This window comes from Burkholderia sp. Ax-1720 (assembly GCF_011753035.1).
In the GTDB taxonomy this organism is placed as follows: Bacteria; Pseudomonadota; Gammaproteobacteria; order Burkholderiales; family Burkholderiaceae; genus Burkholderia; species Burkholderia gladioli.
Genome location: NZ_VWWK01000045.1, coordinates 21,674 through 42,855 on the forward strand (window position 1 = coordinate 21,674; position 21,182 = coordinate 42,855).

General features: G+C 70.1%; 19 protein-coding genes. 14 read left to right on the plus strand and 5 right to left on the minus strand.

What is annotated here, in order from left to right; translation table 11 throughout:
- The first annotated feature begins 10 nt into the window (after positions 1–10).
- From F3J18_RS15860 to F3J18_RS15890, 7 genes are all read left to right on the plus strand, one after another.
- Entirely contained in the window at positions 11–481 is a 471-nt protein-coding gene (locus F3J18_RS15860; protein ID WP_025098952.1) for a hypothetical protein, read from the plus strand.
- Positions 478–1,143 carry a hypothetical protein gene (locus F3J18_RS15865; protein WP_080959450.1) on the plus strand — a complete coding sequence of 222 codons (666 nt, stop codon included), beginning with the start codon at positions 478–480 and terminating at the stop codon, positions 1,141–1,143. Before F3J18_RS15860 ends, F3J18_RS15865 begins: the two co-directional genes overlap by 4 nt.
- Positions 1,144–1,166: 23 nt before the next feature.
- Positions 1,167–2,606 (plus strand): cell wall anchor protein, encoded by a 1,440-nt coding sequence (locus F3J18_RS15870; RefSeq protein WP_166913292.1) that lies wholly within the window; start codon positions 1,167–1,169, stop codon positions 2,604–2,606.
- A gap of 119 nt (positions 2,607–2,725) precedes the next feature.
- Positions 2,726–3,436 (plus strand): C39 family peptidase, encoded by a 711-nt coding sequence (locus F3J18_RS15875; protein ID WP_025098955.1) that lies wholly within the window; start codon positions 2,726–2,728, stop codon positions 3,434–3,436.
- 6 nt (positions 3,437–3,442) lie between these two features.
- Entirely contained in the window at positions 3,443–4,270 is an 828-nt protein-coding gene (locus F3J18_RS15880) for a hypothetical protein (protein WP_025098956.1), read from the plus strand.
- A 176-nt stretch (positions 4,271–4,446) separates the two neighbouring features.
- The gene (locus tag F3J18_RS15885) at positions 4,447–5,871 is read left to right on the plus strand and encodes a hypothetical protein (protein ID WP_166913293.1); all 1,425 of its coding nucleotides are present in this window, start codon (positions 4,447–4,449) and stop codon (positions 5,869–5,871) included.
- A gap of 20 nt (positions 5,872–5,891) precedes the next feature.
- A complete protein-coding gene (locus tag F3J18_RS15890; RefSeq protein WP_166913294.1) occupies positions 5,892–7,358 on the plus strand; it encodes a sigma-54 dependent transcriptional regulator in 1,467 nt (488 codons plus the stop codon).
- A gap of 55 nt (positions 7,359–7,413) precedes the next feature.
- Here F3J18_RS15890 and F3J18_RS15895 read toward each other — a convergent pair whose 3' ends face one another.
- Complete coding sequence (locus F3J18_RS15895; RefSeq protein WP_025098959.1) at positions 7,414–8,880, minus strand: sensor domain-containing diguanylate cyclase; 1,467 nt, start codon at positions 8,878–8,880, stop codon at positions 7,414–7,416.
- A 110-nt stretch (positions 8,881–8,990) separates the two neighbouring features.
- On the minus strand, positions 8,991–9,980 hold the full coding sequence (pcaQ, locus tag F3J18_RS15900) for a pca operon transcription factor PcaQ (RefSeq protein ID WP_025098960.1): 990 nt from the start codon (positions 9,978–9,980) through the stop codon (positions 8,991–8,993).
- A 102-nt stretch (positions 9,981–10,082) separates the two neighbouring features.
- On the opposite strand from pcaQ, the gene pcaH reads away from it, so the two are divergent.
- Both pcaH and pcaG read left to right on the plus strand, forming a co-directional pair.
- Positions 10,083–10,787: a protocatechuate 3,4-dioxygenase subunit beta gene (pcaH, locus tag F3J18_RS15905; protein ID WP_060005772.1), complete on the plus strand. Its 705-nt coding sequence runs from the start codon at positions 10,083–10,085 to the stop codon at positions 10,785–10,787.
- 2 nt (positions 10,788–10,789) lie between these two features.
- The gene (gene pcaG / locus F3J18_RS15910; protein WP_025098962.1) at positions 10,790–11,380 is read left to right on the plus strand and encodes a protocatechuate 3,4-dioxygenase subunit alpha; all 591 of its coding nucleotides are present in this window, start codon (positions 10,790–10,792) and stop codon (positions 11,378–11,380) included.
- Between the two features lie 119 nt (positions 11,381–11,499).
- Here pcaG and F3J18_RS15915 read toward each other — a convergent pair whose 3' ends face one another.
- On the minus strand, positions 11,500–12,678 hold the full coding sequence (locus tag F3J18_RS15915; protein WP_166913295.1) for a serine hydrolase domain-containing protein: 1,179 nt from the start codon (positions 12,676–12,678) through the stop codon (positions 11,500–11,502).
- A 281-nt stretch (positions 12,679–12,959) separates the two neighbouring features.
- On the opposite strand from F3J18_RS15915, the gene F3J18_RS15920 reads away from it, so the two are divergent.
- The 3 genes from F3J18_RS15920 to F3J18_RS15930 all read left to right on the plus strand — a co-directional run bounded on the left by F3J18_RS15920 (position 12,960) and on the right by F3J18_RS15930 (position 15,740).
- Positions 12,960–13,289, plus strand: a complete 330-nt coding sequence (locus tag F3J18_RS15920) for a hypothetical protein (protein WP_013690221.1) — start codon at positions 12,960–12,962, stop codon at positions 13,287–13,289.
- 159 nt (positions 13,290–13,448) lie between these two features.
- Positions 13,449–15,032 carry an NYN domain-containing protein gene (locus F3J18_RS15925; RefSeq protein ID WP_166913296.1) on the plus strand — a complete coding sequence of 528 codons (1,584 nt, stop codon included), beginning with the start codon at positions 13,449–13,451 and terminating at the stop codon, positions 15,030–15,032.
- 21 nt (positions 15,033–15,053) lie between these two features.
- On the plus strand, positions 15,054–15,740 hold the full coding sequence (locus F3J18_RS15930; RefSeq protein WP_166913297.1) for a hypothetical protein: 687 nt from the start codon (positions 15,054–15,056) through the stop codon (positions 15,738–15,740).
- Between the two features lie 25 nt (positions 15,741–15,765).
- On the opposite strand, the gene F3J18_RS15935 is transcribed toward F3J18_RS15930, so the two are convergent.
- Together F3J18_RS15935 and F3J18_RS15940 are read right to left on the minus strand one after the other, a co-directional pair.
- The gene (locus F3J18_RS15935) at positions 15,766–16,914 is read right to left on the minus strand and encodes a putative zinc-binding metallopeptidase (protein WP_166913298.1); all 1,149 of its coding nucleotides are present in this window, start codon (positions 16,912–16,914) and stop codon (positions 15,766–15,768) included.
- An 82-nt stretch (positions 16,915–16,996) separates the two neighbouring features.
- A complete protein-coding gene (locus F3J18_RS15940) occupies positions 16,997–18,223 on the minus strand; it encodes a DUF2252 family protein (protein ID WP_025098967.1) in 1,227 nt (408 codons plus the stop codon).
- A gap of 423 nt (positions 18,224–18,646) precedes the next feature.
- On the opposite strand from F3J18_RS15940, the gene F3J18_RS15945 reads away from it, so the two are divergent.
- Positions 18,647–19,102, plus strand: coding sequence for a MarR family transcriptional regulator (locus F3J18_RS15945; protein ID WP_025098968.1), 456 nt, complete (start codon positions 18,647–18,649; stop codon positions 19,100–19,102).
- On the plus strand, positions 19,099–21,182 hold a 2,084-nt coding region (locus F3J18_RS15950; RefSeq protein WP_166913299.1), incomplete at its 3' end, for an FUSC family protein. The genes F3J18_RS15945 and F3J18_RS15950, both read left to right, overlap by 4 nt.

Sequence of the window (21,182 nt, forward strand, 5' to 3'; positions counted from 1 at the left end):
GGACATCGCCATGAACCGCTCGACCGCTCCCTTGCTTGCCGCACTCGCCGCGCTCGCCTGCGCCGCGGGCAGCGCGCAAGCCCAGCAGGTGCAGAACCCCGGCGACATCATCGTGCTGCGCACGGTCACGCCGCGCATCGCCTACCGGCCGGTGCCGGTCGAGCAGGATCCGGTGGCGGTGCGCGCCACCACCTTCCCGGCCAATACCTTCGATCCGATGATGGCGACCGTGGTCTCCGATCTCGACCTGACCAATGCACGCGGCTCGGTGGGCGTCGTCACCGGCACGGTCGGCAATACCAACGCGACGGTGGCTGCCGTCACGCAGGTGCTGACCTCCGACCTGGCCGGCCCGATCGGGCGCGGCAACGCCGGCGTGATGGTGCCGACCGCCGGCCTGGGCGGCCTGGGCAACACCATCTCGACCACCATCACCGGCGCGATCTCGCCGCTGGTCACGGCACTGGGAGCGATCAAATGAGCCGCCGCCCTTCACGCGCCTTCGCATCGAACGATCGTTTCGTCATCCGAATCGTTTTCGATGCTCGCGCCATGCTGGTCTGCGCGCTGGTCGCGGCCGCGATGCCGCAGGCCCGGGCGCAGGCGGTGCCCGACGTGTCCGGCACCGCCGTGATCGGCGCCAACGCGGCGCGCGGCATCAGCGGCGTGCTGAGCATCAACGAAACGGCCGGGCTCGACAACGCCCAGGCCAACCAGCTCGCGATCGGGATCGGCTCGGCGGCCGGTGCCGGCGTGTCCTCGCTGCAGGCGGCCGGCGCCGCCGCGCATACCGGCGACACGAGCGTGCGAATCGAGGGCGGAGCCCTCTCAAACCTGTCCGGTGCGGCGATGGTGAATCAAAGCGCGGGCAGCGCGAATCTTCAGCGCAACAGCATGGCCATCGGCACGCTGGGCGTTGGGATCGAGGCCGTTTCGGACAGCGAACTGTCCGAAACGGCTCCGAAGGCTGGAGGCCTGGGAATACCGGCGGGGGGCCGGGATAGGCGGGATGTGTCGATTAGCGGCGACGCATTCAAGCATATCAGCGGAATCGTACAAGTCAACCAGACAGCCGGCGCCGGTAACTCCACGGCAAATAGTTTTGTGCTCCGTCCCCCGGCGGGCACGCTTTTTATCAACTAGCCACTTCTGTATCGGAGCGCATCATGAAACGCACTGTCATTGCAGCCGCGGTTCTCGCATCGGCGGCCACCGGCTCGGTCCACGCAGCAGACGCTTTCCTCTACAACGTCACCGGGGTCACCGAGGCGGTCGGCATCTTCGGCTTCGTCGGCCTGTATGGCGCGGTCGGCGTATCGAGCACGGCCGGCGCCGTGATCAACAACAACCAGACCGTGACGCTGAATCACGTGTCGCTGCACCCGCTCGCCCAGAGCTACACCAAGGGCGCCGTGACGACCACGGTCGACAACGTCCATGCCAGCGTCAGCGATGTCGGCAGCTCGTATCGCGCGTCGCTGCAGAGCTCGTTCTTCAACGCCTCGGCCGAGACGAATTCGTCCCGGTCGTCGTCGCAAAGCGGCGGCTCCTGGGTTGCCGGCGGTTCCTACCGTACCGCCTCGACGCAGCAAAGCGCCACCGCCAACCAGTCATCGAGCCTGCATCAGTCGGCGAATACCGGCGGATCGGCCTTCATCGCCGGCGGTGCTGCCGGTGCGGCGGGCAGCAGCCAGTCCGGCCAGGTCAGCGGCTACTTCCTGCCCGGCCTGTTCAGTTTCGTGGCTGGCGGCAGCGCCTCGCAAAACACCAGCGGATATATCGTCGGTGCCGCAGGCGCGATCTGGGGCGCCACCTCCTCCGCGAATGCCTCGAGCGACGCTCATCAGCATGCCGACATGAGCACCAGCAGCACGATGTCGAGCAGCGGCGTTCAGTGGGTCGCCGGCGCGAGCAACAGCCAGTCCTCGCAATCGAGCAGCGGTTCGATTTCGGCACAGGAAAGCTCCGGCTCCGCACGTGCCAACCTCTGGGGCTTCAGCAACGACTACAACTCCAGCCGTGTCGAAACCTCCGGCAGCGTCACGCAGGTCACCAACACCCAGCAGCCCGGCGCGCTGGTCGCCGCCACCGGCAACAACGCCGCCACCGGTGTCAAGGGCAACCTCGGCATCAACATCGCGCAAGGCGTCGACAACGCACAGAGCAACGACGTGGCGCTGGCTTCGGTCGATGTCGGCAACGTGTTCGGCAATGCGCAGATCTTCAGCAACCAGTCGTCGACGGGCCACGCGCGCATCGACAACTTCGTGCTGAACGCAACGATCGGCGACGGCTCGCTCGCGCAGGTCTCGGGCAATGTCGGCGTGAACGTCACCTCCGGCGTCGGCAACGTGCAGAACAACAGCCTCGCCGGCTCGATGACGACGGTTGACGCGGATCACGCCCGGACCGTCGCGATGGTCGCCACCGACGACAACACGCAGATCGCGAACGCCCAGGTCAGGGGCAGCTTCATCGGCACCGCGATGCTCGGCGCCAACACCCTCACCGGCGCCACGGGCAACATCGGCGTGAACATCGCCGGCGGCGCGGGCAACCTGCAGCACAACGGCCTGGCCATCGCAGCACTGAACAGCGGTCACTGATCGCTGCCACGACGTCCCGCATCGCCCATCACGGCGGCGCGGGACGTCGCCTTGTGCTGTTCGCGCCAGTCGCATCGCCGCGCTCGTTGCACCGCGCGGCAGTCTCGGGGGAGACACCCATGTCAGCGGTATCCGATCATTGGCCGGCCCGGCTCGTCGCCTTGTGCGCGTGCTGGGCCCTGGTGCCGTCAGCCGCCGCGCAAGCCAGCGTGGAAACGCTGCCGTTTGCCGGCGTGCCGCTGCACAAGCCGGTGCACTCGATGTACGAGCTGCGTCATCGCGACATCGTCAACCAGCAATTCGATTTCAGTTGCGGCTCGGCCGCGCTCGCCACCCTGCTCAAGTACGGCTACGGGATCGATATCCCCGAGGCCGAGATGATCGCCCGGATGATGGAGTTCTCCACCCCCGAGGTGGTCGTCAAGCACGGTTTCTCGATGCTCGACATGAAGAAGTTCGTCGAGACGCTCGGCCTGCGCGGCCGCGGCTTCCGGGTCGGCACCGAAGCGCTCTACCAGTTGCAGATCCCCGTCATCGTGCTGATGAACATCGACGGCTACGAGCACTTCGTGATCGTCAAGCGCGCCGCCGAAGGCCGCATCTTCCTCGCCGATCCCGCGCTCGGCAACCGCATCGTGTTCGAGCAGGACTTCGCGAAGTCCTGGAACGGGCTGGTGTTCGCGGTGGTCGGCAAACCCTTCAGGGAGGATTCCCCACTGCTGCAAAACAACGAATCGCTGGCGCTGAAACTGCGCGAACAGGCGCTGTCCACCGGCTCCGCCGCGATTCCGTTCGTCGAGTACGGCTTGATCAAGGCAGACCTGTTCTGACCCATCATGAATCGCTCACTCTCGTTCCTGCGCGATGCGGCCTGTGCGGCCGCCTGCGCACTCACCGGCAGCGCCGCCCTGGCTGTCTCGCCCGCCGGCATGTCGCTGCCGTTCGCCGGCGAGCCGGGCGCCGCGGCGCTGCCGGTCGTCGCGGTCGACGACGACGTGCTGGCTCGTCAGACCGGCAAGTTCGCCGACGCGACGATGATCTCCGGCGTGGTCGTCAACCTGCTCTCGCAATGGCAGTTGCCCAACGGCGCGCTGGCGGTCGCCCAGGGCACCCTCAACATCGTCGCCAATGCCGCCAACCAGCTCTCCGCGCAGGTGCAGACGCTGGCCAGCGTGGTCGGCGGCGACAACGCCGGCCCCTCCGGCGCCCAAGCCGGCAACGGCGCGAGCGGCGGCCAGTCGATCCGCGTCAACGGCGTCTCGCAGGTCACCCAGGTGGCCGGCAACGGCAATGCCGGCAACAACGGCATGTCGATCGACTTCGGCTCGAACGGCCAACTGCTCACCATGCTGGCCGGCGCGAGCAACGCGCCCTCGGCCAGCGCGTCCAATGCCGACGGCTCGATCCGCGCCGCCATCTCGTTCGGCGCCAACGGCGTGACGCTCGCGCTCAACACGCCGGCCGGCCTCGCCACCCAGACCATCGCGCCGGCCGCGGCCGCCCAGGCCGGCTCGATCGCCCAGCTGCTGCAGATCACCGGCAACCAGCAGGTCGTCTCCAACCAGCTGCAACTGCAGTTGCGCACGCAACAGATGTCGGCCGGCGCGCTGCGCCAGGCCGGCGTGCTGCAGGCGCTGCAGGCCGCCTTCCCGGTGAGGAAATGAGGCGGCGCGCAAGCCGCTGAACGATCGATAACGATGGCGCCCGCGTGCAGACCCGCGCGACGGACGCCGATGACAGCACAAGGGATGTGCCGCGCCTTTTGCCGCCGGGCGATTGCCCCGGCGAGCGGCACGCCGAACTCGCTTCCTGACATAAACCATACCCGGGGGGGTAGACCATGAAGGCCACATCGTTACCGCGTCACGCACTCGCGGCCATTCCGGCCGCGGTGCTGCTGTTCACCATCGCGAGCAGCGTCGAGGCGCAATCGCTCGCGAACCAGTCGATCGAGGATCGGCTCAACACGCTGATGAAGCTGGTCGATGCGCAGCAGCGCAAGATCCAGTCGCTGGAAGCCCAGGTGATCGACCTGGAGATGGCGCAGCGCGGGCGCGGCTTGTCCGACGCGCCGGCGGGCACCGTCACGCTCGCCCAGGTGATGCCGCTGTCGCCCGCGCCGGGCGACGGCACCGGCACGGCCACCGGCGTGCCGGTGATACCGCCCGCCTCCGGCGCCGGCGGCTCCGGCGCGTCGAGCGGCTCGAATGGAGCAGGCTCGGGCGGCGGCGGCTCGCGTGCCGGCGCCAATGCCGGCGCGCCCGCGCCGGGCACCATCGGCACCGACAACCGCGCCGCCGAGCCGGTGCGCACCGAGGCCGAGAACGCCGTGGTGCAGCGCGAGCACGCGCCGCTGTTCGACCACAAGCTGACGATCGACTGGGGCATCAACGACACCTACTACGATCGCCGGCAACTGCAGTTGTCCGGCTTCCTCGCGCTCGACGCGATCTTCCTGGGCAACCTGAACCTCGGCCAGACCAAGTCGCACCAGCTCTCCAGCGACGTCGACGTGCGCTACGGGCTGACCAGCCGCATCAACGTCGACGTCGACGTGCCCTATGTCTACCGCACCAGCAGCTTCATCGTCGGCGGCGCGGGCGGCGCGGCCAGCACCTTGTCCGACGCGAGCGGCACCTCGCACGCGCTGGGCGACGTCAACTTCGGGATCTACTACCAGTTCCTGAAGGAGACGCAGAACCTGCCCGACGTGGTCGGCAGCCTGCGCGTGAAGGCACCCACCGGCACCTCGCCGTTCGGCATCAAGCTGCGCCAGATCGATCCGAACAACACCAACCTGGTCGCCCCCGACACGCTGCCCACCGGCACCGGCTTCTGGAGCATCACGGCCGGCATGTCGGTGCTGAAGACCTACGATCCGATCGTGCTGTTCGGCAGCCTGTCCTACACCTACAACGTGGCGCGCTCGTTCTCCGACATCTCCTCGGTGGTCGGCCAGACGCAGCCGGCCAAGGTCAAGCTCGGCGACATCGTGCAGATCGGCGGCGGCGTGGCGCTGGCCTTCTCCGAGCGCGATTCGGCCAGCATCGCCTACACGCTCGCCTTCGAGCCGGAAACCAAGACCCAGGCGCCGGGCGAATCGTGGCAGAAGGTGCCGGGCAGCCAGACCACCGCGTCGACGCTGAACTTCGGCCTCAACCACGTCTTCAACAAGCACCTGACGATGAATGCCTCGGTGGCGGTCGGCCTCACGCCGGACGCGCCGAACTTCGTGGTCGGCGTGCGTTTCCCGTACACGTTCTGATCGTCGCGCCGGAGCCCATCGTGCACGAATCCCGCGTTCCTCCCGGCGTCATCGCCGCCGATTTCTCCCGGCGCCGCCGCGCCGCCACCGAGACGGCCGAGGGCGCGCGCGCCCTGGTCTACCTGGCACGCCGGCCCGATCCGGTGCTGGTCGCCTTCCTGTCCCAGCACGGCTGGAGCGTCAGCCTGGCGGCCTCGCCGGCCGAGTTCGCGCGCCGGCCCGCGCCTCGGCGCGCGCAGGCGGGCATCGTGGCGCTCGACGACCTGGCGGACGACGAACTGGCCGCGCTCGACGGCGCCCTGCGCTGCCCGGCCACCGCCTGGATCGCGCTGGCCGAGGCGGCCCGTTTCGACCGGCCCGAGGTGCGGCGGCTGGTGCGCCATTACTGCTTCGACTACCTGAAGTCGGGCGCCCCGCCCGCCACGCTCGACCTGCTCGCGCGCCACGCCTACGGCATGGCCCGGCTCGACGAACCCGCGGCGCAGGACGCGGAGCCGGCCGGCGCGAGCCCCGGCGGCAAGGCCGATGCCGGCCAAGCTGGCGGCGGCGAGATGGTCGGCACCTGCGAGGCGATGCAGGCGCTGTTCCGCACCATCCGCAAGGTAGCCAATACCGACGCGAGCGTGTTCATCGCCGGCGAATCGGGCACCGGCAAGGAGCTGACCGCGCTGGCGATCCACGAACGCTCGGCGCGCCGCCAGGCGCCCTTCGTGCCGATCAACTGCGGCGCGATCCCGCCGGCGCTGCTGCAATCGGAGCTGTTCGGCTACGAGCGCGGCGCCTTCACCGGCGCCACCCAGCGCAAGATCGGCCGGATCGAGGCCGCGCAGGGCGGCACCCTGTTCCTCGACGAGATTGGCGACATGCCGCACGAGAGCCAGGCGAGCCTGCTGCGTTTCCTGCAGGAAGGCCGCATCGAGCGGCTCGGCGGGCGCGAGTCGATCGCGGTCGACGTGCGCGTGCTGTCGGCCACCCATGTCGACCTGGACGCCGCGATGCGCGAGGGACGCTTCCGCACCGACCTGTTCCACCGGCTCTGCGTGCTGCGCATCGACGAGCCGCCGCTGCGCGCGCGCAGCGGCGACATCGAGGTGCTGGCACGCCATGTCCTGCAGCGCTTCGATGCCGACGGCGGCGGCCGGATCCGCGGCTTCTCGCCCTGCGCGATCGACGCGATGTACCGCTATGCCTGGCCCGGCAACGTGCGCGAACTGATCAACCGGATCCGCCGCGCGATGGTGATGGCCGAGCATCCGGTGCTGTCGGCCGAGGATCTCGATCTCGGCGACTACGCCGCGCAGGCGCCCCGCACGCTGGCCGAGACGCTCGAGGCGGCCGAGCGGCAGGCGCTCGACGCGGCCATGCGGCGCCACGGCGAGGACCCGGCCGCGACGGCGGCCGAACTCGGCATCGCGCTGCCGCGGCTGGCGGAACTGCAGCAGCGGCACCGGCTCGACACGAGCCTCGGCACCGCGCTGGGGCATTGAAGGGAAAACGAGGCCGGAACCGGCCTCGAAGAGAAAGACGACGCGCTCGCGCCGCTCAGGCCATCTCGGCCTCGAACACGCGGTTGCGCCCGCTGGCCTTGGCGCGATACAGCGCCTGGTCGGCCGCGTCGATCACCACCGCCACGTTGGTCGGGTAACCGGCATCGGGGCGCCAGGTCGCCACGCCCACGCTGACCGTCACGTAACCCGACTCGGCGCCGGCATGCTCGATCCCGAGCTGGCGCACCGAATCGCGGATCCGCTCGGCCACGGTGCGCGCGCCGGCGCTGTCGGTATCGGGCAGCACCACCACGAACTCCTCGCCGCCGTAGCGCGCCACCACGTCGTGAGAGCGCAGCGCCTGCTGGGCGATGCGGGCCGATACCGAGGCCAGCACCTCGTCGCCGAGCGTGTGCCCGTATTCGTCGTTGTAGCGCTTGAAGTGGTCGATATCGACGAACAGGATCGCCAGCGGCCGCCTCGCACGCACCGCGCGGCGCCATTCGCGCTCCAGCGAGGCATCCAGCGAGCGCCGGTTCGGCAGCCCGGTCAGGCTGTCGGTGCCGGCCAGGCGCGCCAGCGCGGCCTCGGCCTCGGACTTGCGCCACAGCGAATGGGCCAGGAACGCGCTCAACACCACGAAGGCGATGCCGAAGGCGCCGGTCAGGATCCCGAAGCGCCAGGCGCGGCGGCGCCATTCGGCATAGACGTCCTGCTCGGCCACCGCCACCTGCACGATCACCGGCAGCCGCGGCAGGCGCTGGAACAGGTAGCTGCGGCGCACGCCGTCGATCGAGGCGGTGTCGACGAAGGAGCTGCCGCCGCTGAGCATCCGCGTGTAGGGGCCGGTGCCGCGCAGGTCGCGGCCGATCAGGGTGGCGTCGCTGGGCGCGCGCATGATCAGGCGGCCATTGGTGTGGATCAGCGCGATCGCGCCGTGCGGGCCCAGCGTGAGCCCGGCGAACAGGCGCCGGAAATACTCGAGCCGCACCGACAGCACCACCACCCCGGCGAACTTGCCGTCCGGGCCGTTCAGGCGCCGCGACAGCGCGATGCTGGGATCCTCGCCGTGCAGCACCGTCGCGTAGGGGCTGCTGACGAACAGGCCGGCATCGGGATCGTCGCGCTGCACGGAGAAGAAATCGCGGTCGTCGAAGCGCTCGTCGCCGGTGTCGATATCGTTCGAGGACAGCGTCATGCGCCCGTTCGCGTCGAGCACGTAGATGCCGCCGATGTCGTTGGCCGCTGCCGCTCGATCGAACAGCAGGCGCCGCCGCATGCCGACCGGCAAGCCCGCCAGCGCCGGGTCGCGCAGGCCGGCCGCGACGCCCTGCAGGACCAGGTCGTCGATATGGAGGCTGCGCGCCACGTCGCGCTCGATCATCAGCAGGGTGTTGCGCGCCCCGTCCTGCGCGCGTTCGAATGCGTCCACGCGGCTGTCCCGAAGGATCGCCGCGCAGATCGTCATCATCACCAGGGCGATCGCGACGCCGCCCGCGATCACCAGATATCCCAGCGGCATCCGGGGCGACGGATCTCTCCATCCGCGCCGTCCGGCAGTACTGTCATCCATCGTTGTCGTGCGGACCGCCGAGCGGAGCGGTATCCGTGAAGTGTGCCGAGCGGCCATTATCACCGATGCGGCGCCGCGGAACCACGTCGATTGCGGGTTCCCGTACGTCGTGTCGCGAAACGCGCGAAACGATCGCGCGCAACATTGCGCACCGCGTCAATCAATGCCTGCGCGGCGGGCGACGGGCGCGCGTCGGTGCGCAGGATCAGCCCCACCAGCTCGTCGGCGCCCTCGGCCGGCAACGCCAGGCGCACCAGGGTGCGGGCGGCCAGGTCGTATTCGGCCGCATATCGCGGTACGAACCAGACGGCATCGTTTTCAAGCGCCAGCGCGCGGCCCACCGAGACCGACAGCACCTCGACGAAGGCTTCCAGCGGCGGCGCCCCGCAGGCGGCCAGCATCTGCTCGGCCGACTGCCGGATCAGGGTGCCGTAAGGCGGCACCACCACCGGATAGCGGCCCAGTTCGCCGGCCGGCGCGGGATGGCCGGCCAGCGGATGGCCGGCGCGCACCAGCGCCACCAGCGGCTCGTTGTAGAGCTGCTCGAAGGACAGGCCGATCATGCGCTCGGGCTCGGAGAGCCGGCCGATCGCGCATTCGATCTCGCCCGACTTGAGGCGCTCCAGCAGCCGCGCGTTGGGATCGGTCGCGATCCGCACGATCACGCGCGGCAGCCGGGTGGTCAGCGCCTTCATCACGGCCGGCGCGAGCGAGGCGGCCACGGTCGGCAGCATGCCGATCTCGAGCGTGGCGGCCGCCTCGCCGCTCTCGCCGGCCAGCAGGCCCACGCCCTGGCGCAACGCCAGCACGCAGGCGCTCGCGTGGGGCAGGAACAACTGGCCCTCGCGGGTCGGCCGGGCGCCCTGCCGGCCGCGCTCGAACAGCTTCACGCCGAGCAGCGACTCCAGCTCGGCAATCGTCTTCGAGACCGCCGGCTGCGTGATCGACAGGCTTTCGGCAGCCTTCTGCACGCCGCCCAGCTGGGCCACGGCCAGGAAACACTGCAGGTGCCGGAACTTGACCCGGCCGTCGGCGATACGGTTTTCCATAACGTCTGGTTATACGAGATAAGACGAAACGTCATTTTGCATAACTTTCGCTCTTGGCTAAAGTCTCGTCATCCCCGCCAATACCAGACAGGAGACACCGCGATGGACGATTCCATCCTCAGCCCGCGCGACTGGCCCTCGCATCCCGCCTATGTGCACCCCGAATACCGTTCCTCGGTCAAGCGCGGCCCGACGCAGCCGCTGGTGCCGCTCAAGGAGAAGCTGCGCAACCAGTTCGTGCCGGTCTACGGCACCGACGACCTCGGCGCGCTCGACCACGACCTGACACGCAATGCCGTGAAGAACGGCGAGCCGCTGGGCGAGCGGATCATCGTCACGGGCCGCGTGCTCGACGAGGGCGGCAAGCCGGTGCGCAATACCCTGGTGGAGATCTGGCAGGCCAATGCCGCCGGCCGCTACGTCCACAAGGCCGACCAGCACGACGCGCCGCTCGACCCGAACTTCCTCGGCGCGGGCCGCTGCCTGACCGACGACCAGGGCCGCTACCGCTTCCTGAGCATCAAGCCCGGCGCCTATCCCTGGGGCAACCACCCGAACGCCTGGCGCCCCAACCACATCCATTTCTCGCTGTTCGGCGATTATTTCGGCTCGCGCCTGGTCACCCAGATGTACTTCCCGGGCGACCCGCTGCTGCAATACGACCCGATCTTCCAGGGCACGCCGGAACAGGCGCGCGATCGCCTGGTGTCGCGCTTCACGCTCGACGTCACCGAGGAAGGCTACGCGCTCGGCTACGAATTCGACATCGTGCTGCGCGGCCGCGACGCCACCCCGATGGAGCGCTGATCATGACGACGCTGAAACAGACCCCTTCCCAGACCGTCGGCCCCTACTTCGCCTACGGCCTCTGCCCCGAGCAGTACAACTTCGACATGAAGAGCCTGTTCTCGCCCGATATCGCCGAGCCGCACGCGGCGGGCGAGCAGATCCTGCTGATCGGCCAGGTGTTCGACGGCGACGGCAAGACCATCCTCGACGCCATGCTGGAATTCACCCAGGTGGACGCGAGCGGCCGCTTCCCGGCCTCGCGCGCCGAGGCGGCGGCGAGCGGCTTCACGGGTTTCGCGCGGGTCGGCACGGGCACCGATGCGCAGCATCGCTTCGTGGTGCGCACCGTGAAGCCGGCCGCCACCGCCGCCGGCGCGCCGCATGTGGACGTCACGGTGATGATGCGCGGCGTGCTCACGCATGCCTTCACGCGCCTCTACTTCGACGACGAATCGGCCGCCAACGCGGCGGACCCGGTGCTCGAGACGGTGCCGGCGGCGCGCCGCCAGACCTTGATCGCGCGTCGCGAGAGCACGGCGAACGGCGTGAGCGTCTATCGCTTCGACATCCGCATGCAGGGCGAGCAGGAAACGGTGTTCTTCGATCTGTGAAGCCGGCATGACCGGCCGGCGTGGCCGGCTCGGCAAGGCAATGAAGGCCGGGGCTGATGCCCCGGCCTTTTTTCGTGCGCCGGCGCAGGCTGGGGGCGGCCCCAGCCATGCCGTGCCGCTCAGCGCGCGTAGATGGCGTCGCGCAAGGCGATCGTCAGCGGGCCCGACATGCCCTCGTAGGCGGTATTGGTGAGCAGCAGCACGCTGAGCCCCAGCGCGCGGTCGATGAACCAGGAATGGCCATAGACGCCGCCCCATTGCAGCGTGCCTGCGTGCTGCGGGGTGCCGGCCGCGGCCGGATCGTCGAGCACCGCGCTCAGGTAGCCGAAGCCCCAGCCGGGGCCGCGCGTCTCGGCGCCGGCGCCGGCCTGGTCGCGGCGCGCCGCGTCGGCCAGCGCCTCGGGCAGGAAACCGGGATTGGCGCGGATCGCCTCGAGCGCGCGCAGGACGTCGTCGGCCGAGCCGTACATGCCGGCGCCGCCCGAGGGATAGGCGCCCGGCTCGAACACGCGCGAGGGCGCGAAACGCACGGCCGCGCCATGGCCTTCCGGCAGCGGCACCTCGATGCCGTCGCGCATGCGCACCGGCTCCGGCTGGCCGTCGTGGTAAGGCACGGCGAAGCGCTCGGGCTCCGCCGAGACGAAACCGCAATCGCGCATGCCGAGCGGCTGGGCGACCAGCGACGCCACCGCCGCGGCCAGCGGCTGCCCGGTGGCGCGCTCGACCACCGCGCCGAGCACGTCGAGCGCCAGCGAATACTGCCAGCCGCTGCCCGGCGCGAAGGCCAGCGGCGCCGAGGCGAGGCGGCGCAGGTTTTCGTCGAGATCGAAGTCGCGCAGGTCGATGCCGTCCGAGATGCCGAGCCGGTCGTACACGGAGCCGGCGCCCTCGAGCAGCCAGTAGCCGAGCCCCGACGTGTGCGTGAGCAGGTGGTGGATCGTGACGATCGGCTCGCTGCCGTCGGCCAGCCGCGGCCGGAATTCGGGCAGCCAGCGCGTGACCGGCGCGTCGAGCGCGAGTTCGCCGCGCGCCACCAGCCGCAGCACCGCCAGCGCGACGATCGGCTTGGTCACCGAGGCGAGCCGGAACAGCGTGTCCTCGCGCATCGGCCGACCTGCCTCGCGATCGGCCAGCCCCTGGGCGCGGCGATACAGGATCTCGCCGTGCCGCGCGACGATCGCCACCGCGCCGACCAGGCGCCGTTCGCGCAGCGCCTGGTTGCACACGGCATCGAGACGCGCGGCCAGCGGGGCGGCATCGAGGGAGAAAGCGGTCGGGTCGAGCGAGGCAGCGGTCATGGCGAGGTCCGATGGCGGAAAATCCCGATTCTAGACAGAGCGGCCCCGGCTTGCATCGGGCTTGCGTTCGCCCCCGCGCCGCCGATACAGTCACGCTTCGGGCTCGACGCCGCCTGGCTGCCGGCTCGCGGTCGATTTCCCCCGGGCGCCGCTTGCCTGTCGTGCTTGCCTGTCGTGCCTGCCCGCCGCGCATGTCCGCCGCGCTGGTCCACCAGCCACCGGCGTTTACCCGCTTGTCGCCGGCTGTTTATCCGCTTCCCGTCCCGCCTGACATTGCCCTCATGCCCGCCTCCTCCAGCTTCGCCCAAGCCGCCACCGCCACCGACCTGATCGCGCTCGGCACGCTCGCGCTGCTCTACCTGCTCGGCCTGGGCTGGGCCGGCTGGCACGCGCTGCGCGCCACGCGCGGCCGGCTCTACTGGGTGGCCTGCCTCGCGCTGATCGCGGCCGGCACGCTGGCGGCGGTATTCGCGCGCCCCGACACGCCCGACAGCGGCGAGATGCCGGCCGGCTTCGCGCTGGGCGTGATGGTGAGCTTCGCGGGCCTGGCCGCGACCGCGGCCGGCTGCGCCTGGCAGGCGATCCGCCGGCTGCGCGAGCCGCGCGCCTGAGCACCCGCAGGCAGCAACCGACGCGCGACGCGCGCCCCGCTCGACGGCCGCTTTCGGCCGGCCTTTTTCACCCGCGCGCGGTCATCGCCCACCCAAGCCCGCTATCATGTGCGCAATTTCAGCGCTCGCCGGTTCGGCGAGCCTACGGTTGGAGAACTCATGGCCTTGCCTCAGGACAGCGTCAACATGGCGCTCTTTTGCGACTTCGAAAACATCGCGCTCGGCGTGCGCGACACGAAGTTCGAGAAATTCGACATCAAGCCGGTGCTCGAGAAACTGCTGCTCAAGGGCAGCATCGTGGTCAAGAAGGCCTATTGCGACTGGGATCGCTACAAGACCTTCAAGGGCGCCATGCACGAGGCGAGCTTCGAGCTGATCGAGATCCCGCACGTGCGCCAGTCGGGCAAGAACTCGGCCGACATCCGGCTGGTGGTCGACGCGCTCGATCTTTGCTACACCAAATCGCACGTCGATACCTTCGTGATCATCAGCGGCGACTCGGATTTCTCGCCGCTGGTCTCGAAGCTGCGCGAGAACGCCAAGCGCGTGATCGGCGTGGGCGTGAAGAACTCGACCTCGGACCTGCTGGTCGCCAACTGCGACGAATTCATCTTCTACGACGACCTCGCCCGCGAACTGCAGCGCGCCCAGGCCAAGCGCGAGTCGCGCGCCGGCGCCGACAGCGGCAAGCGCGCGGCAGACGACAAGCAGCGCAAGCAGGACGGCGACGCGCGCAAGCTCGAGGCGATCACCATCGCGGTCGAGACCTTCGACGCGCTCGCCTCCGAGCGCAGCGACAGCGGCAAGATCTGGGCCTCGGTGCTCAAGAGCGCGATCAAGCGGCGCAAGCCGGGTTTCAACGAGACCTACTACGGCTTCCGCGCCTTCGGCAACCTGCTCGACGAGGCGCAGGCGCACGGGCTGCTGGAGATCGGCCGCGACGAGAAGTCGGGCACCTATGTGTCGCGTCCGGCCCAGGGCGCGGCGGCCGAGCCGGGTTTCGGCGCGGAAGCAGCGAAGGCCGACGAGGCGCTCGGCGGCGGCGAAGCCCCGGCAGCAGCGCCGCAGCAGCCGGCGCGGCATGGCGGCGGCTCGCGTCATCGCGACCAGAAGGAGCACAAGCAGCAGAAGGAGCGCCGCGCGCACCAGGACGGCGGCCGTCGCCAGGAAAGCGAGGCGGAAGCCGAAGCGCTCGCCCAGCCGGCGCAGGCCGAGGCGAAGCGCGAAGCGCGGCACGACGGCGAGCGCCGCCACGCCAACAAGCGCGACGAAGGCAGGCACGGCAAGGGACGCGGCTCGCGCAAGCCGGAGCAGATGCCGCTGATCGAGGACGCGCCGGCCCACGAAGCGTCCGCGCCGGCCGAGCCGGTGGTGGTCGAGAGCACGCCGGCCATGCCGGACGAAGTGGTGCCGGCCTTCGCCGATCACGGCGACGACCTGCCGGCGGCGACGCAGGCCGACGAAGCCCCGGCCACGGCCACGGCCGCCAAGTCGACCCGCGCGAAGAAGACGCCGGCTCGCACACGCAAGGTAGCCGCGAAGAAAACCGCGGCCGCGGCGGTGGAAACGAATGCCGCGGCCGAAACCGCGGCGCCGGAGGACCTGTTGTCCGGCACGGGCGAAGCGGCGGCCGACGACGAGGCGGCACCGGCCGCCCCTGCCAAGCGCGCCCGCGCCATACGCAGCGGCACCACGCGGGCACGCCGCCCGCGCGGCACGGCCGGGACCGGCAACGAGTCCTGAGATCGGCGCGGCGGCTCGGGCATGATCGACGACGCCACGCTCGGCGTCCTGCGCGAGGAATGCGCGGCCTGCTTCGGCACGGCCGCCGTCTGGCCGCTGGTCGAGCAGGCCTATCGCGAGCCGCAGCGCCATTACCACACGCTCGCGCACCTGGCCGAGCTGTTCGAGCAACTCGCGCCCTACCGCGACGCGCCACATCGGCTGGCGATCGAGCTGGCGGCCTGGGCGCACGACATCGTCTACGCCACCACGCTTGCCGATTACGCCGACAACGAAGCGCGCAGCGCCTCGTGGCTGGCCGCGACGGCGGCGGCGCTGTGCCCGCCCGCCTGGCAGCGCGAGCATGCCGACGCGCTGCGCTTCGCCTGCGAACTGGTGCTCGCCACCAAGTCGCATCGGCTGCCGGCTTCGGCGCTTGCCGATCCGTCGCGCCGGCAGGCGGCCGCGCTGTTCCTCGATGCCGACCTGGCGATCCTGGCCGCGACGCCCGAGCGCCTGCTGGCCTATGACCGCGAGATCGCGCTCGAATGGGGGCAAGCGCCCGCGGCGCCTTCGGCGCCGTTCCGTGACGGCCGGCTTCGGGCGCTGATGCAGCTACGCTCGCAAACGCCGCTGTTCCTGTCCGATGAATTCGCGCCGCTCACGACGCTGGCGCATGACAACCTCGATCGGCTGATTCGCCTTTACTCTCCCCGCCCCGGCGACTGACTCGCCCGGCGCCCGGCGACTCCGTTCAGGAGGTCGATCCGCCCTGCTTTCCCGCCGCCTCGTCGCGGACTTCCTCGCTGCCGGCCGCCCGCGCGCCGCTCGCCTCGTCCGGCGCCGCCTCGCGCGTCGCGCTGATCACGTGGTGCACGAAGCGCAGCTTGGCCACCACCGCCGGCGACAGCGCGAACGGATAGGCATCGGCCACGCCCATGCTGCGATTCAGGCTGTTCAGCGCATAGGTCAGCGGAAACCAGCGCCGCATCAGGTTGCCGAAGCTGGCCTCGTCGACCGAGGTCTGGTCGTCGAGATGCGGCAGGCTGTCGTCGTCGGGATCGAGCACCAGCCCGCAGGCATTCGCGGTATCGAGCGTGTCGACCATGTGCAGGTAATGCGCCCAGGTTTCGGCCCAGTCCTCCCAGGGATGCATGCTCGCGTATTCGCTGATGTAGCTGTCCTCCCAGCCCACCGGCGCGCCGTTCTGGTAATGCGCGTCGAGCGCGGCCTGGTAGTCGGCGCGCTCGTCGCCGAAACGTTCGCGAAAGGCTTCCTGCCAGGCGCTGCCGACGATCAGGCGATCGAAGTAGTAATGGCCGATCTCGTGACGGAAATGCCCGACCAGGGTGCGATAGGGCTCGTGCATGGCCGCTCGAACGCGCTCGCGCTCGGCATCGTCGGCCTCGGCCAGGTTGAGCGTGATCAGGCCACTGGCGTGGCCCGTCATCACCGGCTCGCTCTCGGTGGCCGCCTTGAAGGCGAAGCTCATGCCGCGCTCCGGCGCCAGCAGGCGCGATTCCACCGGCAGCCCCAGCATCGTCAGCGTGTAGACCAGGCGCCGCTTGGCCGCCTCGGTGCGATACCAGAGCGGGCGATTGTCCGGGTTGGAGAGGTCGGGAATGGTTTCCGTCAGCGCGCAGGACTCGCAATAGCTGGCCGGCGAATCGGCCGGGACCATCCAGTTGCAGACGTTCTCGACCGAATAGTTATGGCAGGGCCGGTAAAGCTGCCCGGCCACCGAGGGGTGCAGGCTGCGCCACTGGCCCGAGGACGCGTCGATCTCGAACGCCCCCACCTCGCCCACCTCGGGCAGGTAGCCGAGCGGCGCCTCGCAGCGCTCGCAGCGCACGTTCTCGAAGAACACCAACTGCCCGCAGTTGCCGCAATGAAAGGTCTTCATCGATTTTCGTCCTCGCCTCGTCCTCGTTCTCGTCCGGTCCCGCCGCCGGCGGGTCGCTCGGCCGCTTCACCGCCGGCCGCGCTCAGCGCTTGCCGGCACGCTGCGCCGCCACGCGGCGGCAGTGTTCGAGGTAGCCCACCTCGTGGTTGCCCATCAATTCGATCACGCTGCGCCACAGCCAGAACGGCGCGTCGATGGTCTTCGAGCGCCCCCGCTTCAGCTCCGCCAGCCAGCGCGTGCGGGTGGTGCTATCCATCTGCCGCGCATGGGCGAGGCCCACCACGTGCGCCAGGTAGCGCGCGATGCGCAGCGCCTCGGCCTCGTCGACGCTGCCGATCTCGAGCTTGAGGTCGGCCGGCAGCAGCTCGCGCACGATCACCGAACGCTCGGACAGCGTCGCCGCGCACATGCGGTTGCCGAGATAGGGCGAAAGATGGCGCGCGCCTTCCACCACGCGCTTGCCGTTGTCGCGCGGCATCTCGCTGTCGCGATAGCGCGGCGCCAGCGCCGTGGTGCCTTCCTTGATATCGACCAGGCACAGATCGTCGCCCTCGCTGGCGGCGCCGTCGACGTCGAGCAGCACCGCGTAGCGCAGCCGCCCCAGCGAGCTGCAACCCTTGACCCAGTAGGCAGCGTCGAGCAACTCGACATGCTCGGCCGGCCGGTTGCCGCGCAGGCCGACGGCCAGCTCGGCGATGGCGGGCGTGTCGACCAGCGAGGCGATGCCGCTCGACTCGGCACGCGACAGCGGCCAGAAGCGCTTGCCGAGCGGCAGCACCGGCTTCACGCCCATCAGCCGCTCGCGCGCCAGATGTTTCCAGGTGCGCTCCAGCGCGGTGCGCATCACGATGCGCACCACGTCGGGCTTGGGGATCGCCGCGCGCTTGCGCTTGCCGGCGGCCAGCGCGTGCATGTAGCCCTCGTGGACCTGCTCGATGATGCGCGCCGTGACGATGCCCGGCAGGTCGGAGCTGCGCGCGGCGGTGGCCAGCGACAGGCTGAGCCGGATCAGGTCGTGCACCGGATTGCCGATCACGGTCTGGTCCAGATCGCGGATCTGGATCTCGATCTCGCCGGCATCGTTGGCCACCGGGCCGAGGTTGCCGGTATGGCAATCGCCGCAGATCCAGATCGCCGGCCCCTCGGGCAGCGTGCCGACCTTCGCGTCGGCCAGCCACTCGTAATAGCGGGCCGTGTTGCCGCGCACATAGGCGTGCACCGAGCGCGCCATCTTGCGGTTGCGGCGGATCGCCAGCGTCTGGGCACGCTGGCGCGGACGAACATAGGTGACGACCGGTGGCTTCTTCACGCGCACTCCTCGCGGCTCTCGGGGCTGAAGGAAATCCGGCCCGCTCGGAACGCGGGCCGGCTGCAATCTCGAAATTTAAGCACATCCGACCCGATTCGAAAGTCGAGGCGCGGCTCGAATGCGCCGCAGCATGAAGCACCGCCCTCGCCGGCCCGGCCGCCGGCCTGGATGGCGGGCGCGCCGCCACCGCGCGGATCATGCGCCGCAGCATGAAACGTGCCGCGTCGCGCCCGGGAAGCAATCGAATCGCCTCATGCTCGCGGCGGCGGACGACATCGGCATGACATCGAGCGCGCGCTACGCTGCCGGCTGCGTCGATCGCCTCGGCAGGCGCCGCGCGTGCCCTCCCCCTGACCGACTCGTAAAGCGTTTACCTCAAACCGATAGTTTGCTATCGAATGGAATTCCGATATCATCCGCCGGATGTCGAATCTCCATGCCCTGCGCCTGGCCGTCAGCAGCACCCTGGTCACCGCCGCCCGCAAGTGGCGCCGGACCAGCGACTCGCTGCTCACCGCCTACAACGTGTCCGAGGCCTGCGCCACGCCGCTCCTGATCGCCGGCCGGCTGGGCGAGGCGGTCCGCCAGGTCACGCTCGCCGAGCACGTCGGCATCGAGGGGCCCTCGCTGGTGCGGCTGCTCGACCAGCTCTGCGCGGCGGGCCTGGCGCGCCGCGACGAGGACCCGGCCGATCGCCGCGCCAAGACCGTCACGCTCACCGACGAGGGCCGCGCCGTCACGGCGAAGATGGAGGAAGACCTGCGCGTGCTGCGTGCGCGCGTGCTGAAGTCGGTCAGTCGCGCCGATCTCGAGGCCACGCTGCGAGTCCTGAACGCCTTCAACGACTCGGGCGATGCCGGCGATCGGGGCGCGCCATGACCTACCCGAGCCTGCGCGACTGGCTGTTCTCGGGCAAGACCTTCGCCGCCTCGATGCTGGCGCTCTACCTCGGCCTCTATTTCCAGTTGCCGCGCCCCTACTGGGCGATGGCCAGCGTCTACATCGTCTCGAATCCCTTCGTCGGCGCGACCCGCTCGAAGGCGCTCTACCGCGCGCTGGGCACCGCGCTCGGCGCCTCGGCCGCGATCCTGCTGGTGCCGCCCTTCGTCGAGACGCCCTTCCTGTTCAGCGTGATCGTGGCGCTGTGGACCGGCACCCTGCTCTACCTGGCGATGTCGGACCGCACCGCGCGCAGCTACGTGTTCCTGCTGGCCGGCTACACCATGCCGCTGATCGCGCTGCCCACCGTCACCGATCCGACCACGGTGTTCGACGTGGCGATCGCGCGCACCGAGGAGATCATCCTGGGGATCGTCTGCGCCAGCGTGGTGGGCAGCGCGATCCTGCCGAACCGGCTCGCGCCGACCCTGATCGAGCGCGCCGACGGCTGGTTCCGCGACGCCGCCTTCTACGGCCGCGAGACGCTCTCGGGCCACCTGGCCGGCAAGGCGCTGTCGGCCTGCCGGCAGCGGCTGGCTGCCACCCTCAACGCGCTGGAATTCCTGCTCAGCCAGCTCGGCTACGATCACGCCCATCCGCGCGTGCTGGCCCGCGCCGAGGCCCTGCACGGCCGCATGCAACTGTTCATGCCGCTGATGTCGGCGCTCGCCGATCCGCTGGTCGCGCTGATGCGCGAGCTCGAGAAACTACCGGCCGAGCTGGAATCGCTGCTGGCCGACGCGGCGCGCTGGTTCGACGCGCCGCTGCCGGCGCCGGCCGATGCCACGGGCGCGATTGCCGACCCGGTGGCGGACCGGCTGCGCGAGCGCATCGCCGCGCTGCAGCCGACCGGCGACGCGATGGTGAGCTGGGACGGCGCGCTGCTGTCGAACGCGCTGTGGCGGCTGCGCCAGGTGGTCGACGTGTGGCAGGACTGCCGCTCGCTGCGCGCCCTGATCGGCAACGAGGCCGGCGTCTGGCAGCCGCGCTACCGCCATTGGCGGCTGGGCGGCACCGAGCGCTTCTACGATCGCGGCATGATGCTGTTCTCCACGCTGACCGCGGGCGGCGCGATCGTGTTCGCCTGCTGGCTGTGGATCTCCTCGGGCTGGAACGACGGCGCCGGGGCGGTCACGCTGGCGGCGGTGGCCTGCTGCTTCTTCGCCGCGCTCGACGAGCCCGCGCCCCAGGTGTTCCGCTTCTTCCTGGCGACCTGCGCGAGTGTGGTGTTCGCGGGGCTCTACCTGTTCGTGGTGCTGCCGCACGTGCATGATTTCGTGATGCTGGTGCTGATCTTCGCCGGGCCCTTCATCCTGATCGGCACGCTGATCCCGCGCCCGCAGTTCAATCTGGTGACGATGCTGGTGGCCGTCAACACCGCCACCTTCATCAGCATCCAGGACGCCTACTCGGCCGACTTCCTGGTGTTCCTCAACAGCAATATCGCCGGTGTCGCCGGGCTGCTCTATGCCTTCGTCTGGACCCGCGCCACGCGCCCGTTCGGCGCCGAGCTGGCGGCGCGCCGGCTGCTGCGCTCGAGCTGGGAGGACGTCGCCAAGTCCGCCTCGCGCCAGCCGATCGCCGACCAGCGCAACCATGCCTCGCGCATGCTCGACCGCGTCACGCAACTGCTGCCGCGCCTGTCCGCGTCCGACGATCACCGCCATCCCTCGATCGAGACCTTCCGCGACCTGCGCGTCGCGCTCAACGCGCTCGACCTGCACCGCTCGCTGCGCCGCCTCGACGGCGACGTGCCCGAGGCGATCGACCGCGTGCTGGCCGGCGTGACCGCGCACTACACCGCCTGCGCCGAATCCAATGCGCGCCAGCCGGCCTCGCCGGCGCTGCTCGAATCGATCGACGACGCGCTCGACGCGGTCGCGATCCGCCACCTGATCGGCACCACGCAGCAGGGCACGCCGCCGCGCGGCGAGCCGGCCCCGGGCGATGCGCAAGCCGACGGCCCCGTCGCGCCGGCAACGCCTGCCGCTCCGGTTGCGCCCGAGGCAGCGGCCTCGCC